This is a genomic window from Phenylobacterium sp. (genome assembly GCF_035475775.1).
Classification (GTDB): Bacteria; Pseudomonadota; Alphaproteobacteria; order Caulobacterales; family Caulobacteraceae; genus Phenylobacterium.
Map to the genome: position 1 here is coordinate 43,137 of NZ_DATIMC010000035.1, position 15,471 is coordinate 58,607.

At 69.7% G+C, this 15,471-nt stretch carries 12 protein-coding genes and 1 tRNA gene; 10 read left to right on the top strand and 3 right to left on the bottom strand.

What is annotated here, in order from left to right:
- Positions 1 to 91: 91 nt before the first annotated feature.
- The 4 genes from chrA to VLI41_RS04410 are packed head-to-tail and all read left to right on the top strand — an operon-like array spanning position 92 to position 4,508.
- On the top strand, positions 92 to 1,495 hold the full coding sequence (chrA, locus tag VLI41_RS04395) for a chromate efflux transporter (protein ID WP_325266838.1): 1,404 nt from the start codon (positions 92 to 94) through the stop codon (positions 1,493 to 1,495).
- Between the two features lie 21 nt (positions 1,496 to 1,516).
- Positions 1,517 to 2,401: a DUF1259 domain-containing protein gene (locus VLI41_RS04400; protein WP_325266839.1), complete on the top strand. Its 885-nt coding sequence runs from the start codon at positions 1,517 to 1,519 to the stop codon at positions 2,399 to 2,401.
- A gap of 2 nt (positions 2,402 to 2,403) precedes the next feature.
- Positions 2,404 to 3,396 (top strand): hypothetical protein, encoded by a 993-nt coding sequence (locus VLI41_RS04405; RefSeq protein WP_325266840.1) that lies wholly within the window; start codon positions 2,404 to 2,406, stop codon positions 3,394 to 3,396.
- Between the two features lie 59 nt (positions 3,397 to 3,455).
- Positions 3,456 to 4,508, top strand: coding sequence for a DMT family transporter (locus VLI41_RS04410; protein WP_325266880.1), 1,053 nt, complete (start codon positions 3,456 to 3,458; stop codon positions 4,506 to 4,508).
- On the opposite strand, the gene VLI41_RS04415 is transcribed toward VLI41_RS04410, so the two are convergent.
- Positions 4,505 to 5,548: a tetratricopeptide repeat-containing glycosyltransferase family protein gene (locus VLI41_RS04415; protein WP_325266841.1), complete on the bottom strand. Its 1,044-nt coding sequence runs from the start codon at positions 5,546 to 5,548 to the stop codon at positions 4,505 to 4,507. The two genes, VLI41_RS04410 and VLI41_RS04415, sit on opposite strands and share 4 nt — an antisense overlap.
- 84 nt (positions 5,549 to 5,632) lie before the next feature.
- Here VLI41_RS04415 and VLI41_RS04420 point away from each other — a divergent pair, with 84 nt between their 5' ends.
- On the top strand, positions 5,633 to 7,318 hold the full coding sequence (locus VLI41_RS04420; protein WP_325266842.1) for an FAD-dependent oxidoreductase: 1,686 nt from the start codon (positions 5,633 to 5,635) through the stop codon (positions 7,316 to 7,318).
- The gene (locus VLI41_RS04425) at positions 7,315 to 8,289 is read left to right on the top strand and encodes an aldo/keto reductase (protein ID WP_325266843.1); all 975 of its coding nucleotides are present in this window, start codon (positions 7,315 to 7,317) and stop codon (positions 8,287 to 8,289) included. Before VLI41_RS04420 ends, VLI41_RS04425 begins: the two co-directional genes overlap by 4 nt.
- Positions 8,290 to 8,988: 699 nt before the next feature.
- Here the strand turns inward: VLI41_RS04425 and VLI41_RS04430 are convergent.
- Together VLI41_RS04430 and VLI41_RS04435 are read right to left on the bottom strand one after the other, a co-directional pair.
- Positions 8,989 to 9,306 carry a hypothetical protein gene (locus VLI41_RS04430; RefSeq protein ID WP_325266844.1) on the bottom strand — a complete coding sequence of 106 codons (318 nt, stop codon included), beginning with the start codon at positions 9,304 to 9,306 and terminating at the stop codon, positions 8,989 to 8,991.
- Positions 9,307 to 9,430: 124 nt separating this feature from the next.
- Positions 9,431 to 9,504 (bottom strand) — tRNA-Cys (locus VLI41_RS04435).
- Between the two features lie 148 nt (positions 9,505 to 9,652).
- Between VLI41_RS04435 and VLI41_RS04440 the strand changes: the two genes are divergently transcribed.
- The 4 genes from VLI41_RS04440 to VLI41_RS04455 all read left to right on the top strand — a co-directional run bounded on the left by VLI41_RS04440 (position 9,653) and on the right by VLI41_RS04455 (position 15,437).
- A complete protein-coding gene (locus VLI41_RS04440) occupies positions 9,653 to 10,216 on the top strand; it encodes a protein-L-isoaspartate O-methyltransferase (RefSeq protein ID WP_325266845.1) in 564 nt (187 codons plus the stop codon).
- A gap of 124 nt (positions 10,217 to 10,340) precedes the next feature.
- Complete coding sequence (locus tag VLI41_RS04445) at positions 10,341 to 11,867, top strand: TolC family outer membrane protein (protein WP_325266846.1); 1,527 nt, start codon at positions 10,341 to 10,343, stop codon at positions 11,865 to 11,867.
- 121 nt (positions 11,868 to 11,988) lie between these two features.
- On the top strand, positions 11,989 to 12,600 hold the full coding sequence (locus VLI41_RS04450) for a DUF2497 domain-containing protein (protein WP_325266847.1): 612 nt from the start codon (positions 11,989 to 11,991) through the stop codon (positions 12,598 to 12,600).
- Between the two features lie 170 nt (positions 12,601 to 12,770).
- On the top strand, positions 12,771 to 15,437 hold the full coding sequence (locus VLI41_RS04455) for a valine--tRNA ligase (protein ID WP_325266848.1): 2,667 nt from the start codon (positions 12,771 to 12,773) through the stop codon (positions 15,435 to 15,437).
- The last annotated feature ends 34 nt before the right edge of the window (positions 15,438 to 15,471 follow it).

Genomic DNA, 15,471 nt, shown 5'->3' on the forward strand with positions numbered 1-15,471 from the left:
GCCGGGCCCTCGCGGGTCGCCCGGTCATAGACGGCGCGCCGTCCAAGAACCCGCTCTATGGCCCCGCTCGAGCGCCGGCCCTGGAGCGCGCATGGACAAGGCGGCGGTCGATCTGGCCCTCCCAAGGCGAACGGTTTCCTTTGCGGAGGCCTCGCGCGTCTGGGCGCGCGTCGCGGCGCTCAGCTTCGGCGGCCCGGCGGGGCAGATCGCGGTGATGCACCGCATCCTGGTGGAGGAGAAGCGGTGGATCGGCGAGCGCCGGTTCCTGCACGCGCTCAATTACTGCATGCTGCTGCCCGGCCCCGAGGCGCAACAGCTCGCCATCTACATCGGCTGGCTGATGCACCGGACGGCCGGCGGCCTCGTGGCCGGGGCGCTGTTCGTGCTGCCGGGCTTCCTCGCGATCATGGGCCTGAGCGTGCTCTATGCGTTGTTCGGGCAGGTCGGCGCGGTGGCGGCGCTGTTCTTCGGGCTGAAGGCCGCGGTGCTGGTGGTGGTGATCCAGGCCGTGCTCCGGGTGGGGCGCCGATCGCTCAAGGGCGCGCCGATGATCGGGCTCGCCGCGGCGGCGTTCGTGGCGCTGTTCGCGTTCAAGGTCTCGTTCCCGCTGGTGATCCTCACGGCCGGCCTGATCGGCTTCATCGGCGGGCGCATGCGACTTGCAGCCTTCATGACGGCGGGCGGCCATGGCGCGCCCTCGAAGTCCGCCGTCGCCGATGCGGACACCTTCCTCGGCGAGGAGACGCCGATCCACGCGCGGCGAAATCTGCGGCGCTCCCTGTCGCTGAGCGCCGTCCTGCTGGTCCTGTGGCTGGCCCCGGTCGCGGCGTGCGCGCTCTTGTTCGGCGGCGGCGCCCTGACCCAGATCGGCCTGTTCTTCTCCAAGATGGCGGTGGTGACGTTCGGGGGGGCCTATGCGGTGCTGGCCTATGTCGCGCAGGAGGCGGTGCAGACCTACGGCTGGCTGCGGCCGGGCGAGATGCTGGACGGCCTCGGGATGGCCGAGACCACGCCCGGCCCGCTGATCATCGTCACCCAGTTCGTGGGCTTCATGGGCGCGTTCCGCAATCCGGGCGCGATGAGCCCGCTGCTGGCCGGCGTGCTCGGCGGCGCCCTGACCAGCTGGGTCACCTTCATGCCCTGCTACATCTGGATCTTCCTGGGCGCGCCTTACGTCGAAAGCCTGAGGCAGGCGAAGGCGCTGAATGCGGCGCTCGCGGCGATCGGCGCGGCGGTGGTCGGCGTGATCCTCAATCTGGCCGTCTGGTTCGGCCTCCACGTGCTGTTCCGCAAGATGGTCGTGATCCACGCCTCCGGCCTGTCGCTGGAGCTGCCGCAGCTCTCGACGCTGAACGTGGCGAGCGCGGTCCTGACCCTCGCGGCGGCCATCGCGGCCTTCCGTTTCCAGGTGGGGGTGATCCCGCTGCTGCTCGGCTGTTCGGCGGCCGGCGTGCTCTACTACCTGCTGACCGGCGCAAGTCCGGCGGCGCATTGATCTGCGAAGGGAGAGTGGACGATGAACATGCGTGCGATCCTGACGGGGCTGGCGGCTGCGGCGGCCCTGTCGTTTCCGGCCCATGCGGCGACCGACTGGGGCGCGGTCGGCAAGGCGCTCGGCAAGACCGGCTCGGTGCAGGCGGGCGGCGTCTATCGGGTCGGGCTGCCGCGCTCGGACCTCAAGGTCACGCTCGATGGAGTGGCGATCAAGCCCGCCCTGGCGCTGGGCTCGTGGGTCGCCTTCCGGGAGATGGGCGGCCAGGCCATGGTGATGGGCGACCTCGTGCTCACCCAGTCCGAGGTGAATCCGGTCATGTCGGTGCTGGAGGCGAACGGCATCGAGGTGACCGCCCTGCACAATCACCTGCTGCGCTCCACGCCGGCCACCATGTACATGCACATCGACGGCCGCGGCGATGCGGTGAAGCTCGCGGCGGCCATCCACGCGGCGCTGGCCAAGACCCGGACCCCGTTCGGCGCACCCCCTCCGGCCGCCGCCGCCCCGCCGCTCGCGCTGGATACGGCGATGCTCGACAGGACCCTCGGGGCCAAGGGGACCGCGAACGGCGGGGTCTATCAGTTCAGCATCCCGCGCGCCGAAACGCCGAAAGCGGGCGGCATGCCGGTCCCGCCGCCGATGGGCTCGGCGATCGGCATCAACTTCCAGCCGACGGGCGCGGGGAAGGCGGCCATCACCGGCGACTTCGTGCTCACCGCCGATGAAGTGAACCCGGTCATCAAGGCGCTGCGGGCGGGCGGCATCGAAGTGACCGCGATCCACAACCACATGCTGAACGACGAGCCGCGGCTGTTCTTCATGCACTTCTGGGCCAACGCCGATGCGGCCAAGCTGGCGCGCGCACTCAGGGCGGCGCTGGACCGCGTGAAGGTGGCGGGCCGCTGAAGGTGGCGCACTTCGGCCTGCGGGCGCTGGTCAGCGCCGCCACGGTGCTGGCGCTGTGGGCGTGCGACGCGCGCTCGGCGTCCGGCCCCCCCAGGCTCGTCCTGGAGCGGAGCATCGCGCTTGCCGGCGTCTCCGGCCGGATCGATCACCTGGCGCTCGATCCGGCGCGCGGGCGGCTGTTCGTGGCGGAACTCGGCGAGGGCGGCGTCGAGGCGGTCGATCTGGCGAGCGGCCGGTCGCTCGGGCGGATCGGCGGCCTGAAGGAGCCGCAAGGGTTGGGCTATGTGCCGGCGAGCGACGAGCTGGCCGTCGCCACCGGCGGCGACGGGATGCTTCGGTTCTACCGGGCCGCGGACCTCAGGCTGCTGGGCTCGCTGCGGCTCGGGAATGACGCCGATGACGTGCGCGTCGATCCGAGCGGCGGCCGGGTGCTGGTCGGCTACGGCCATGCCCTGGCGGTGATCGACCCCGCGAGGCGAGCCCTCGTCCGATCCATCCCCCTGCCGGCTCACCCCGAGGGCTTCGAGGCCGAAGGCGGGCGGGCGTTCATCAACCTGCCGGACGCCGGCGGGATCGCCGTCGTGGATCTCGACAGCGGGCGCGAGCTGGCGCGATGGCCCAATCCGGGGCAGCGCTTCAATTTCCCGCTCGCCCTCGACAGCCAAGGCGGGCGGGTGGCTGTCGTCTATCGCCTGCCGGCGAGGCTCGTCCTGTTCGACGCCGCTTCCGGCAAGGTCGAACAGCAGGCGGACACGTGTGGCGACGCCGACGATGCGTTCCTCGATCAGCGGCGGGCGCGCCTCTATGTGGTCTGCGGAGCCGGTGCGGTGGACGTGTTCGAGCGGAGCGCCGCGGGCTATAGCCGCGCAAGCCGCGTCGCGACGCGGGCGGGCGCGAGGACCGGGCTCTTCTCACCGAAGTTGGATCGGCTCTATGTGGCGGCGAGGGCGCGAGGCCGGGATTCTGCGGCGGTGCTCGTGTACCAGCCGAACTAGGTCACGCAGGCCGCAGTTCGCGAGATGGGCCGCTGGCGGAGGAGCCTAGCTTGAAAGTCGTGACGTTCGCGCCCGGCGCGCTGATGGCCCTGGCGTCCGCCGCGCTGTTCGGAGCCAGCACGCCGCTCGCCAAGCTTCTCCTGGGACACGGGGTCGATCCGTGGCTGCTGGCGGGCCTGCTGTATCTCGGCTCGGGCCTCGGGCTGAGCCTGGTGCGGCTCGGCCGCCGCTTGCGAAGCCACGCCGAATCCGAAGCGCCGCTGCGGCGCACCGACATTCCCTGGCTGATCCCGGTGGTGCTCTCCGGCGGCGTCGCGGGGCCGTTGCTGCTGATGCTGGGCCTGGCCCGCACGCCGGCCTCGTCCGCCGCCCTGCTGCTCAACGTGGAAGGCCTCGCGACGATGGGCATCGCGTGGGTGGTGTTCCGGGAGAACGTGGACCGGCGGCTGCTCGCCGGCGCCTTCGCGATCCTGGCGGGGGCCGTGCTGCTGTCGTGGCAGGGCGGGCCCTCGGGCGTGGGCCTCGGCGCGCTGGCGATCCTCGGCGCGTGCCTCGCCTGGGGCCTCGACAACAACCTGACCCGCAAGCTCTCGTCCGCCGACCCGGTGCAGATCGCCGCGATCAAGGGCGTCGTCGCCGGTGCGGTCAATCTCGCGCTGGCGCTCGCCAACGGGGCGCAGCTTCCCGCGGCGCCGGGGATCGCTGCGGCCGGGGTCGTCGGCTTCTTCGGCTACGGGGTCAGCCTGGTGCTGTTCGTGCTGGCGCTTCGCGCTCTCGGGACGGCGCGCACCGGCGCCTACTTCTCCACCGCCCCGTTCATCGGCGCGGCGCTGTCGCTGATCCTGTTCCGCGAACCGCTCACCGTCCAGCTCGGCGCGGCGGCGGTCCTGATGGCCGCCGGCGTCTATCTGCACCTGTCGGAGCGGCACGAGCACGAACACAGCCACGAGGCCCTGAACCACGAGCACCGGCACGTGCATGACGAGCATCACCAGCACGCCCACGGCCCCAACGACCCGCCGGGCGAGCCGCACAGCCACTGGCACCGCCACGCGCCGCTACGCCACAAGCACCCGCACTACCCGGACCTGCACCATCGCCACGGCCATTAGGGACGGAGCCCCGATTCCTGCAGCTCGGACTCGATCTGCCGCACGACGCGATCCCATCGCCCTGGGCCAGGTTGCCGCAGGAGCCTCGCGGTCGGATACCATGGGCTGTCCGATCGCCCGCGCAGCCAGCGCCAGTCGGTGTCGATCGCGGGAATCAGCACCCAGGTCGGCTTGCCCATGGCTGCGGCGAGGTGCGCGACCGAGGTGTCGACGCTGATCACCAGGTCGAGCCCGGCGACGATCTCGGCGGTGTCCCGGAAGTCTTGGGCGCCGGTGGCTTCGGGCGCGAGGTTTCGGCCGAAACCTGAGACCTGCTCGGCGAGGTCGTCCGGCAGGGAGCGATGACGGTCGTTCTTGTGGGTCGGCGAGCCCTTCACGGCCACGCCGATCCCGCCGCCGCTCGTCAAGCGCAGGCCGGGCAGGTAAGCGCCCGCCGGAAGGTTCTTCAGGGTGACGCCCAGACGGAGGCCGAGCGAAAGGATCAGGACCCAGTAGTCCGCCTCGGCGGGCATTCCCGCGCTGGCGGGCCGGATCTCGGCGTCCATGCCCGCGAAGAGAGGCGCCAGGCTCGGGCGGCAGACAAAGGTGACCCGCGCGCCCATCCGCCGCAGTTGCGGCAGGAACCGCGCGTACTGGATCTGATCGCCCTGCCCCTGCTCCAGGACCACGACAAGATGCTTTCCGGCGAGGTCTTGGCCGGTCCACTCGGGGTACGCCACATTCGGCGTGCGGATGTTGAATTCGGGGAGCTCGCGCCGGGCCTCCCAGAACGGCCAGGCCTCGAGGTAGCGGCCGGTCCTCAGGAGCTGCAGCGCCAGGGTGTAGCGCGGGCTCGCAAGCTTCGGGTCGAGCCGCAGAGCGGTGCGCAAGGCAAGCTCGGCCTCCTTGTCGCGCCCGATCTGCATGTAGAGCGTGCCGAGATTGGCGTAGGCCCAGATCGGCCGGACCCGAGTCAGCGCTCGATAGCGCTTCTCGGCTTCTCCGAACCGTCCTTGGCGCAGGAGCGCGTTGGCCTCCATGAACTGGGAATCCACGTTCATGCGCCCCGCTTAGCAGAGCGCTGGGCCCGCCGCACCCGGACGAGCGCGATCGGAGAGGTGACGGGGGCCTGAACGAGTGAACCCATGGCTGCGCCGCGAATTATCGTGTCATGGCGGCGGCGTTGCGGCCGTCGGAGGCTCGGGGATGCATCGAATTCTGGCCTATCGGCTGCGCCAGGACGCTTCCGCAGACCTATGCGGCGGGCCAGGACGCTCGAAGCGATGATCCTGGATTTTGAGACCGACGAGCTAGGCGATAGCTGGAACGCCGACGTCTGCGTGGTGGGCGCGGGCGCCGCCGGTCTCGCCCTGGCGCACGAGCTGCTCAGGAGCGGCCGCCGCGTGATGCTGCTGGAGGGCGGCGGCCGGAGCCGATGGGAACGCACCTCCCAGGCTCTGAACAAGACCGAGCTGCGCGGGCATCGCTACGCCGGCGCCCACTCCGGCCGTTTCCGGACGCTCGGCGGCAGCACCTCGGCCTGGTCTGGCCAGGTGATGGAGCTCGACGACCTCGATTTTGAGCCGCGCCCGTGGGTTCCTGGCAGCGGCTGGCCGATCCCCAAGGCGGAGCTCAGGGAGGCCTACCGTCGCGCCGAAGCGCTCGAGCGGACCGACGCCTTGCCGCCGAACAGGGAAGTGTGGCGCGCCCATGGGGGCAAGCCGGATCTGGGCGAGGATTTCTCCATAACTCTGTCGCGGTACTGTCCGGAGAAGAAGTTCGTCCGGGTGTTCTCCGACCTGTTCGACGATCCACGTTGCCTGCTTGTGCTGCACGCCAATGCGGTCGAGCTGCTGGCATCCGACAACGGCAGGCGGATCGTTGGGCTGCGCATCCGCACGCTGCGTGGCAAGGAGACCATCGTCCCTGTCCACCGCCTGGCGCTTTGCCTCGGCGGCATCGAGACCTCCCGGTTCCTGCTGAACCAGAGGTTCTGTCCCTGGAACGCCAGCGGCCTCGTCGGACGTCATTTCCAGGATCACATCCAGTGCTTCGCGGGCGAGGTTCGCAAGGCGGACCTCCATGCGCCGAACTGGCCTTTCGGCCCGTGGCGCGTGGGAGGGTCGCATCTGACGAAGGTCAGGCTGGCTCCGGCCGCCCAGCGCAGGCTGCGCACCTTGAACGTCAGCGGCATGATCGAACTCGAGGATGGCGTCTATCCCGCCATGCGCACCGGCATCAAACTGCTCCTGGGTCCGGCCTCGACGATCACCCTGGGCGAGCTGGCCCGCATGGCGCCGTTCGCGCCCGGCGCGATCTGGCATCACCTCCGTTCGAAGGCCGATCCGAAGTTCACCCTGCCGTGGGCGCAGCCGCGGCTCTCGGTATTCTGCGAGCAGTCGCCGCTGTCGGAGAGCCGCATCGAGCTGTCGCAGGCGCGCGATGCGCTCGGTCTGCGGCGCGCAAGGCTGAGCTGGACCATCTCCGACCTCGAGCTGCACACCATCCGCACCTACGCAAAGCTCGCCATCGAGGCTTTCGCGGCGCACGGCGTCGAGATCGTCCCCCACCGCGACCTGATGAGCGATCGCTTCGCTGACCGGTGCGGCGACATGTTCCACCACTGTGGCGGCACGCGGATGTCGAGCGATCCGAACGAAGGGGTGGTGGACACCGATCTGCGGCTGCACGGACTCGACAACGCCTACGTTTGCAGTTCCTCGGTGTTCCCGACCTCGGGCTTCGCGAACCCGACGCACACGATCATCGCGCTGGCCGCGCGCCTTGCCGAGCGGCTCGGCAAGCAGGCGGCGCTGCAGAGGGCTGCATGATGAAGACCGTCAGGCTTCCCGGTTCGGACCGCATGACGACCCAGCTCGGCTTCGGCTGCGCCTTCCAGCCCAAGACGACGGAGGTCCAGGCCCACCGCGTGCTTCAGGCGGCCTACGACGCGGGGATCCGGCACTTCGACGTGGCCCCCTTCTATCTGGACGGGCGCGCCGAGGGCTATGTCGGGACCTTCCTCGAAGGCCGCGACGACGTCACCGTCACCTCCAAGTATGGCCTCAGGCCGCCCTCTGCGCGGCCGCTGCACATTCGGGCAGCGCGGACCGTGCTGGGCCCGGCGGTCCGTGCGTTGCGGGCGCGGCGGCCAAGCCCGAGCGGCGCGCCCCCGCGCGGGCCGAGAACCGCGAAGGCCAGCTACCGTCCCGGGGAGGCGCGCGAGTCGCTGACCCGCAGCCTCGGCCTGCTCAGACGGGACAAGCTCGATCTCTACCTGATGCACGAACCCGACGCGGCCGACCTCGGGCGGGCCGGGCTGCTGGAGTTCCTGGAGACGGAAGCCGCCGCCGGCCACATCGGCGCCTTCGGGGTCGGCGGTCACGTCCTGCTGCTTTCCGAGGCCTACACCGGGCACCGCGAGTTCTTCGGCGTCGCGCAGTTCAACCACGACGCCCTGACCAACGGCCCGCGGTTCCGGGACGCCTTCGAAATCCACTACTGGGTGCTCACCCAAGATTTCCGCGGGCTGGTCCGCCATTTGATCGCTCACCCCGAAGCCGCCCAGCGCCTGTCCGACAGCATCGGCCTCGACGTGGGCGACCCGCGGGTGCTCTCGCGGCTGATGCTGAAGGCGGCGCTGCTCGACAACCCCAACGGCCTGGTCCTGATCGCCAGCACCGACCCCGAACGCATCCGCCAGAACGCCGAGGTCGCCGCCGACGACTCGCTCGCCGCGCCTGCCGCCCGGCTCATCGAAGCCGGCGCCAGCCGGGTGGGCGGCTTCGAACTGGCCGCCTGAGCTTCCGGGTCAGGCGAACAGGACTCCGCTGTCGTTCAGACCGGCGACGCCGAGACCTGCCGGCCTTGCGGTCGAGGAGGGCGCCGAGCAAGCCGCAGGATCCTGGAGGCCTGAGCCGACTCCGAATTTCCCTCGGTGAAACGGGGGCGAAGCGGGCTGTTCCCACAATTATTCCCCCAGTGAATCAAAACTTCGCCTCTCCCGGCGTGTACGGCGAGCAAGTCCCCTGGAAACCAGAGGCGAATCCTTGGATTTGGATGTGTCCCGTGGTCCGGTCGATGACTAGCGTTGGTTTGTTCAACGGGTTTACGCGGAAGCGACCGGAGATCAGATTATCGTTTATGTGTACATCATAGAGGCTCCATCGCCCATCAGAGTCACCCATATGCAGAACAGGGATCATTGAGTCCGGAAGCTGAACGCTCACGTCTGAACCGTAAATTTTGACTGTCAGTTGGTCCGCCTCAGAGGCTTCCCCGTAGTCGTCTACGACATTTGAGCTAAAGCTATGAGGGCTAGCAGACCAGACCGTGTGAGAATTAGTGGTGGCGTAGTTGTGAGTCCCTTCACAATGCAGGGTCAGCTCAACAGCGGAAGCCGGGTGGCTCAGCAACGAGAGAGCCAAGATAATGAGAATGCATCGCATGGGGGCGAACCTTATCTAAGCGCCCCCGATACGCTCATTCCCTTGACGTATTGTTATTGACCGGCGTTGCGTGCCGCTAGCCGTTCGCCATGTAGTCCCAGGTTCAGGAGGATCATGGCGTCGTCCAGCGCTCCGCACTTGGCCAGCAGCTCTCGATAGCCGGGATCGCCACGTTCGAGGACCGCCTTCGCATAATCCAGAAGCTCGGACGCGTGTTCCTCGGAACGGGCGCACTTGATAAACAGAGCTTGCTGCTCGCGCCGCCACAGCTCCCGCTCGCCTTCGTCCATCCCGGCGATGCGGTTGCCTACATCTATGGCCAGTTCCACCACGGCAGCGCCGATCGAGGGCTCAAGGCCGATTTCGGCCAACCAAGCCTTGGGCGTCAGCGCATGTCAATGAATGTCTGCAACCCGACGGCTAACGCAAGATCCTGAAAACACAGCGCGTTTAAACACTGTGCTGCTTGTCTGTGAATGCCGGAAAAATGGGCATTGGAGGCCTGAGCCGGAATCGAACCGGCGTGCACGGATTTGCAGTCCGCTGCGTAACCACTCCGCCATCAGGCCATCCGGAAGCGGGCGGGATGGCTAACAGAAGCCCCGCGGTTCGGCAACGTGTCTCGCGCCCTGCGGCGGGCCCGCTCGATTGCCTTGACCGGGCGCCCCGCCCTATAAGCCGCGGCGCGTCGCCTCGGCGCGTGACTGGGGGAGCCTCATGGCCGATCTCGCCGCCGCCCGGGAGAACATGGTGGAGAGCCAGGTTCGCACCGCCGACGTCACCGATCTGCGCATCCAGGACGCCATGCGCGCGCTGCCGCGCGAAACCTTCGTGCCCCCCGCCAAGACCTACCTCGCCTACGCCGATATCGAGGTCGAGTATGCGCCGGGTCGCTGGCTCCTGAAGCCGCGCGACGTGGCCAAGCTGCTGCAGGCCCTGCGCCCAATGGCGGGCGAGCGCGCGCTGGCCGTCGCCGCGCCTTATGCCGCAGCGGTCCTGGAGCGCATCGGCCTTGACGTCGTCCGGATCGAGGACCCCCATCTGCCCCCGAGCGGCGCGTTCGACGTCATCGTCTGCGAAGGCGCGGTCGGCCGCGCGCCGCAGGCCTGGCAGGCCGCGATCGCCGAGGGCGGGCGGCTGGGCGTCGTCGAGCGCGATGGGCCGGTCGGCAAGGCCTCCCTCTACCTGCGGGCCCAGGACGGCGTGGGTCGGCGGGAGTTGTTCGATTCCACGCCTCCGGTCCTCGCCGGGATGGAGGTTCAGCATGGCTTTGCGTTCTGATCTGATCCGGAGCAACGCGGAAATCCAAGCGTGAACAAAGCTTAAGGCAAAGCCCACTGGCCGCGTCGGCCCGGCGAGGCCTATTAGGGCGTAAGTCACACTCTCGTCTCATCGGGGATCACGAATGTCGAAGACGCTCCGCGGACGCCTCTTGGCCGCGCTCTTCACCGGCGGGATCGCGGCCGCGGCCGCCGCGCCCGCAAGCGGCGAAACGCTCTCCGACGCCGTGGCCCTGGCCTACGAGACCAACCCGACCCTGCAGGCGCAGCGCGCCACCCAGCGCGCGATCGACGAGGAGTACGTCCAGGCGCGCACCGGCTGGCGGCCGACGCTGCAGCTCCAGGCGGTCGGCACCTACGACAAGCTCGCCATCCCGCACGCGGCGCAGAACTTCCTCACCCAGAGCGCCGAGAGCAACGCCGGCAGCCTGGCGCTCACCTTCACCCAGCCGATCTGGACCGGCGGCCGCACCGCGGCCAACGTCTCCGCCGCCCAGGCCGACATCCTGCAGGGCCGGGAGAACGTGCGCCGCGTCGAGTCGCAGGTGCTCGTCTCGGTGATCCAGGGCTACATGGACGTGCTCCGGGACGAGGAGGGGCTGAAGATCCGCCAGGAGGACCTCGTCGTCCTGCAGAAGCAGCTCGACGAATCCCGCGCCCGCTTCGACGTGGGCGAGATCACCCGCACCGACGTGGCCGAGTCGGAGGCGCGTCTCGCCGCCGCCAAGGCGCTGCTGCAGACCGCCCAGGCCCAGCTCGCGATCAGCCGCGCCAACTACGCCTCCGTGGTCGGCCAGAATCCCGGCGACCTCGCGCCGGAGCCGTCGCTCGCCTACCTGCTGCCCTCGGATCCCGACCAGGCCTTCATGGTCGCCGAGCAGTACAGCCCGCAGCTCCGCGCCCAGGAGTTCGCCGAACAGGGCAGCCGCGCGCGGGTCGCCGCGGCGCGCGCCAACCGGCTGCCGAACCTGTCGGTGCAGGGCACGTTGCGGTTCTCCAACGGGCCGCTCGATCCGTTCCGCCAGAACCTCTACCAGCGCGACGAGCAGGTGAACGCCGTGCTCACCGTGCCGCTGTTCACGGGCGGCCTGACCTCCTCGCAGATCCGCCAGGCGATCGAGCGCAACAACGCCGACCGGATCTCGATCGAAACCCAGCGCCGCGGCGTGCTGCAGGCGATCTCGCAGACCTGGAACCAGCTGATCGCCGCGCGCGCCAACATCGCCTCCGACACCGAGCAGGTGCGCGCCGCGGAGATCGCCGCCGAAGGCACCCGCGAGGAGCTGTCGGTCGGGCTGCGCACCACCATCGACGTGCTGAACGCCGACGTGGAGCTCAGGAACGCCCAGCTGAGCCTGGTCGCCGCCCGTCACGACGAGTACGTCGCCGCCGCCACCCTGCTCGCCGCCATGGGCCGGCTGGAGGCCAAGGACCTGATCCCCTCCGTGCCGCGCTACGACCCGCGCTCCAACTACCGCCGGCTTCGCATCACCTGGGGCTGGGTGCCCTGGGAAGAGCCGATCGGCATCGTCGACCGCTACGTCACCTTCCCGCCGATCCCGCAGGCCAAGCCGCTGCCGCAGGAGAAGCCGATCCCGCCGGGCCTGCAGCCGCCGCCGTCCGCCGCCGCGGCGGCCGCGCCGAAGAGATAGGAGCTCGCCTGGCGCGCGAATCCGCCGCCTGAGACTTGGCGGCGGGAAATTGCAGGATCGCGGTGCAGCGCCTAGGCTAGGCGCTCACGGATTCTTTCCACTTCTCGCTCGGCGCAGGCAAATGGCGGAACAGACGTCGCAAGAACCGACCATGGAGGAGATCCTGGCCTCCATTCGCCGGATCATCTCCGAGGACGAGGCGCCGGAGGCCGAGGCCAAGGCGACGCCGCCGCACGGCGACGAGCCGCCGACCCCCGAAGAAGCCGCCGCCCCCTCCGCCCAGGCGGCCGAACCCGCGCCTGCGCCGGCGTCTCCGGCCCCGGAGCGGGAGCCCGAACCGGTCGAGGCCTCCGCCATGGCCGAGGCGGAACCCGAGGAAGACGAGCCCCTGGAGCTCACCGAAAGGGTCGAGACGCACGGCGACCTCGACGTCTACACCCCGCCGCCGGCGGCCGAGCCTCCGAAGCCGGCCCCCGCCCCGGCGCCGGCCGCCGCCGCGCCGCCACGCCTCGAGAGCCTGGTCAGCGAAGGCGCCGCCCAGGCCGCAGCCTCGGCGTTCGGCAAGCTGGCCGCCACCGTCGCCATGCCGGCGCAGGGCCGCACCCTGGAAGACGTGGTCCGCGAGCTTCTGAAGCCGCTGCTGCATCAGTGGCTCGACGACAACCTGCCGGCCATCGTGCAGACCGCCGTCGAGGCCGAGGTCGAACGCATCGCCCGCGGCGGCGTACGCTGACGTCCCTCCCTTGATGGGGAGGGACAGCTCGGCCAAGCCGAGCAGGGTGGGGGACCAAGGGCTGGTCTCCTACCTAACAGTCTGATCCGCACATCCCCACCCTGGCCGCTTTCGCGGCCTGTCCCTGCCCATTAAGGGAGGGAAGGCCACCCGCTCAGCCGACAAGACCCATGCTCTCCAAGACCTTCGATCCCAAGACCGTCGAGCCGCGCCTCTATGCGGCGTGGGAGGCCTCCGGCGCCTTTGCGCCGACCAAGGACCCCGCGGCCGAGCCGTTTTCGATCGTCATCCCGCCGCCCAACGTCACCGGCTCCCTGCACATCGGCCATGCGCTGAACAACACCCTGCAGGACGTGCTCATCCGCTTCGAGCGGATGCGCGGCAAGGCGGCGCTGTGGCTGCCCGGCACCGACCACGCCGGCATCGCCACCCAGATGGTCGTGGAGCGCCAGCTCGCGAGCGAGGGCAACATCTCCCGCCGCGACCTCGGCCGCGAGGCGTTCGTGGAGAAGGTCTGGGAATGGAAGGCCAAGTCCGGCGGGACGATCGTCAACCAGCTGCGCCGGCTGGGCGCCTCCTGCGACTGGAGCCGCGAGCGCTTCACCCTCGACGAAGGCCTCTCGGCGGCGGTTCGCAAAGTCTTCGTGCGGCTTTACAAGGAAAAGCTCATCTACCGCGACAAGCGGCTGGTGAACTGGGACCCGCAGTTCCAGACCGCCATCTCCGACCTGGAGGTCGAGCAGCGTGAGGTCGACGGCCACTACTGGCGCTTCGCCTATCCGCTGGAGGACGGCTCCGGGGAGATCGTGGTCGCCACCACCCGCCCGGAGACCATGCTGGCCGACACCGCCGTCGCCGTGCATCCCACGGACGAGCGCTACACCCGGCTGATCGGCCGGGCCGTGCGCCTGCCGATCGTCAACCGCCCGGTCCCGATCATCGCCGACGAGTACCCCGACCCGGAGAAGGGCTCCGGCGCGGTCAAGATCACGCCGGCGCACGACTTCAACGACTTCCAGGTCGGCAAGCGCCACAACCTGCCGATGATCAACATCTTCGACGATTTCGCGCGGCTGAACGACAACGCGCCGCTGGAGTACCGCGGCCTCGACCGCTTCGCCGCCCGCAGGAAGGTGGTGGACGAGTTCGAGCGCCTCGGCCTGCTGCGCGGCGTCGAGAAGACCCGCCACGTCGTCCCGCACGGCGACCGCTCGGGGGTGGTCGTCGAGCCCTACCTCACCGACCAATGGTACGTGAACGCCGAAATCCTGGCCCGGCCCGCGATCAAGGCGGTGGAAGACGGAGACACCGTCTTCGTCCCCAAGGCCTGGGAGAAGACCTACTTCGAGTGGATGCGCAACATCCAGCCCTGGTGCATCTCGCGCCAGCTCTGGTGGGGGCACCGCATCCCCGCCTGGTACGGCCCCGACGGCCGGGTGTTCGTCGAGGAAAGCGAAGCCGAAGCCCGCCGCCAGGCGCAGGAGCACTACGGCCGGCCGACCGACCTGCGCCAGGACGAGGACGTCCTCGACACCTGGTTCTCCTCGGCGCTCTGGCCGTTCTCCACCCTCGGCTGGCCCGAGCAGAGCGCCGATCTCGCCCGCTTCTACCCGACGCACACCCTGGTCACCGGCTTCGACATCATCTTCTTCTGGGTCGCCCGGATGATGATGCAGGGCCTGCACTTCATGGGCGAGGTCCCGTTCAAGCGGGTGTTCATCAACGCGCTGGTCCGCGACGCCGAGGGCAAGAAGATGTCCAAGGCCAAGGGCAACGTGGTCGATCCGCTGGAGCTGGTGGACGAGTACGGCGCCGATGCGCTGCGCTTCACGCTCACCGCCATGACCTCGGGCGGCCGCGACCTCAACCTGTCGCGCCAGCGGATCGAGGGCTACCGCAACTTCGGCACCAAGCTGTGGAACGCCACCCGCTTCTGCCAGATGAACGGCTGCGCCCGGGCCGAGGGTTTCGATCCGGCGAAGGTCAAGGCGCCGCTCAACCGCTGGATTGTCGGCGAGACGGTCCGCACCGCCCAGGCGGTCACCTTGGCCCTGGCGGAATGCGAGTTCGACCGCGCCGCCGAGGCGCTCTACCGGTTCATCTGGAACCGCTTCTGCGATTGGTATGTCGAGCTCGCCAAGCCGGTGCTGAACGGCGCCGAGCCCGAGGGCAAGGCCGAGGTCCAGGCGACCGCCGCCTGGGTGCTCGACGAGACGCTGAAGCTGCTCCATCCGGTGATGCCGTTCCTGACCGAGGAGCTCTGGGGCCAGACGGCCGGCCTCGGCGCGCCGCGCGCGCACCGCGGCTTCCTGATGACCGCGCCCTGGCCGGACCTGCCCGAGAGCCTCGTCGATCCGGCCGCCGACGCGGAGATCGGCCTGATCGTCGAGGCGATCAGCGAAGGCCGCTCGGTGCGTCAGGAGCTGAACGTGCCGCCTTCGGCCCGCCCGCCGCTGCTGGTGCTGGAGGCCACGCCGGGCCAGCGGCGCATCCTGCAGGCGGCCGCCCCGCTGATCGCCCAGCTCCTGCGGATCTCCGAGGTGCGCATCGGCGAGGCCGCGCCGGAAGGCGCGATCCCCTATGTCGTCGAGGGCGCGACCTTCGCGCTGCCGGTCGCCGAATTCATCGACCTCTCCGCCGAGCGCGCCCGGCTGGCCAAGGAGGTGGCCGGCCATGCCGGCGAGATCGACAAGCTCGCCCGCAAGCTCGCCAATCCCGACTTCGTCGCCCGCGCGCCGGAGGAGGTGGTGGAGGAGAACCGCGAGCGCCTCGCCGAGGCGCAGGCGGCCAGGGCCAAGCTCGAAGCCGCGCTCAGCCGCCTTGAATCTGTGGCCTGACGCGCCCGGCGGTGGGAGTCCGCGGCGACGCCGC

Excerpts from the sequence above, each read along its gene's own strand:
- chrA (WP_325266838.1), top strand. The coding sequence starts at position 92 with ATGGACAAGGCGGCGGTCGATCTGGCCCTCCCAAGGCGAACGGTTTCC.
- VLI41_RS04400 (WP_325266839.1), top strand. The coding sequence starts at position 1,517 with ATGAACATGCGTGCGATCCTGACGGGGCTGGCGGCTGCGGCGGCCCTG.
- VLI41_RS04415 (WP_325266841.1), bottom strand. The coding sequence starts at position 5,548 with ATGAACGTGGATTCCCAGTTCATGGAGGCCAACGCGCTCCTGCGCCAA.
- VLI41_RS04420 (WP_325266842.1), top strand. The coding sequence starts at position 5,633 with ATGGCTGCGCCGCGAATTATCGTGTCATGGCGGCGGCGTTGCGGCCGT.
- VLI41_RS04425 (WP_325266843.1), top strand. The coding sequence starts at position 7,315 with ATGATGAAGACCGTCAGGCTTCCCGGTTCGGACCGCATGACGACCCAG.
- VLI41_RS04440 (WP_325266845.1), top strand. The coding sequence starts at position 9,653 with ATGGCCGATCTCGCCGCCGCCCGGGAGAACATGGTGGAGAGCCAGGTT.
- VLI41_RS04445 (WP_325266846.1), top strand. The coding sequence starts at position 10,341 with ATGTCGAAGACGCTCCGCGGACGCCTCTTGGCCGCGCTCTTCACCGGC.
- VLI41_RS04450 (WP_325266847.1), top strand. The coding sequence starts at position 11,989 with ATGGCGGAACAGACGTCGCAAGAACCGACCATGGAGGAGATCCTGGCC.
- VLI41_RS04455 (WP_325266848.1), top strand. The coding sequence starts at position 12,771 with ATGCTCTCCAAGACCTTCGATCCCAAGACCGTCGAGCCGCGCCTCTAT.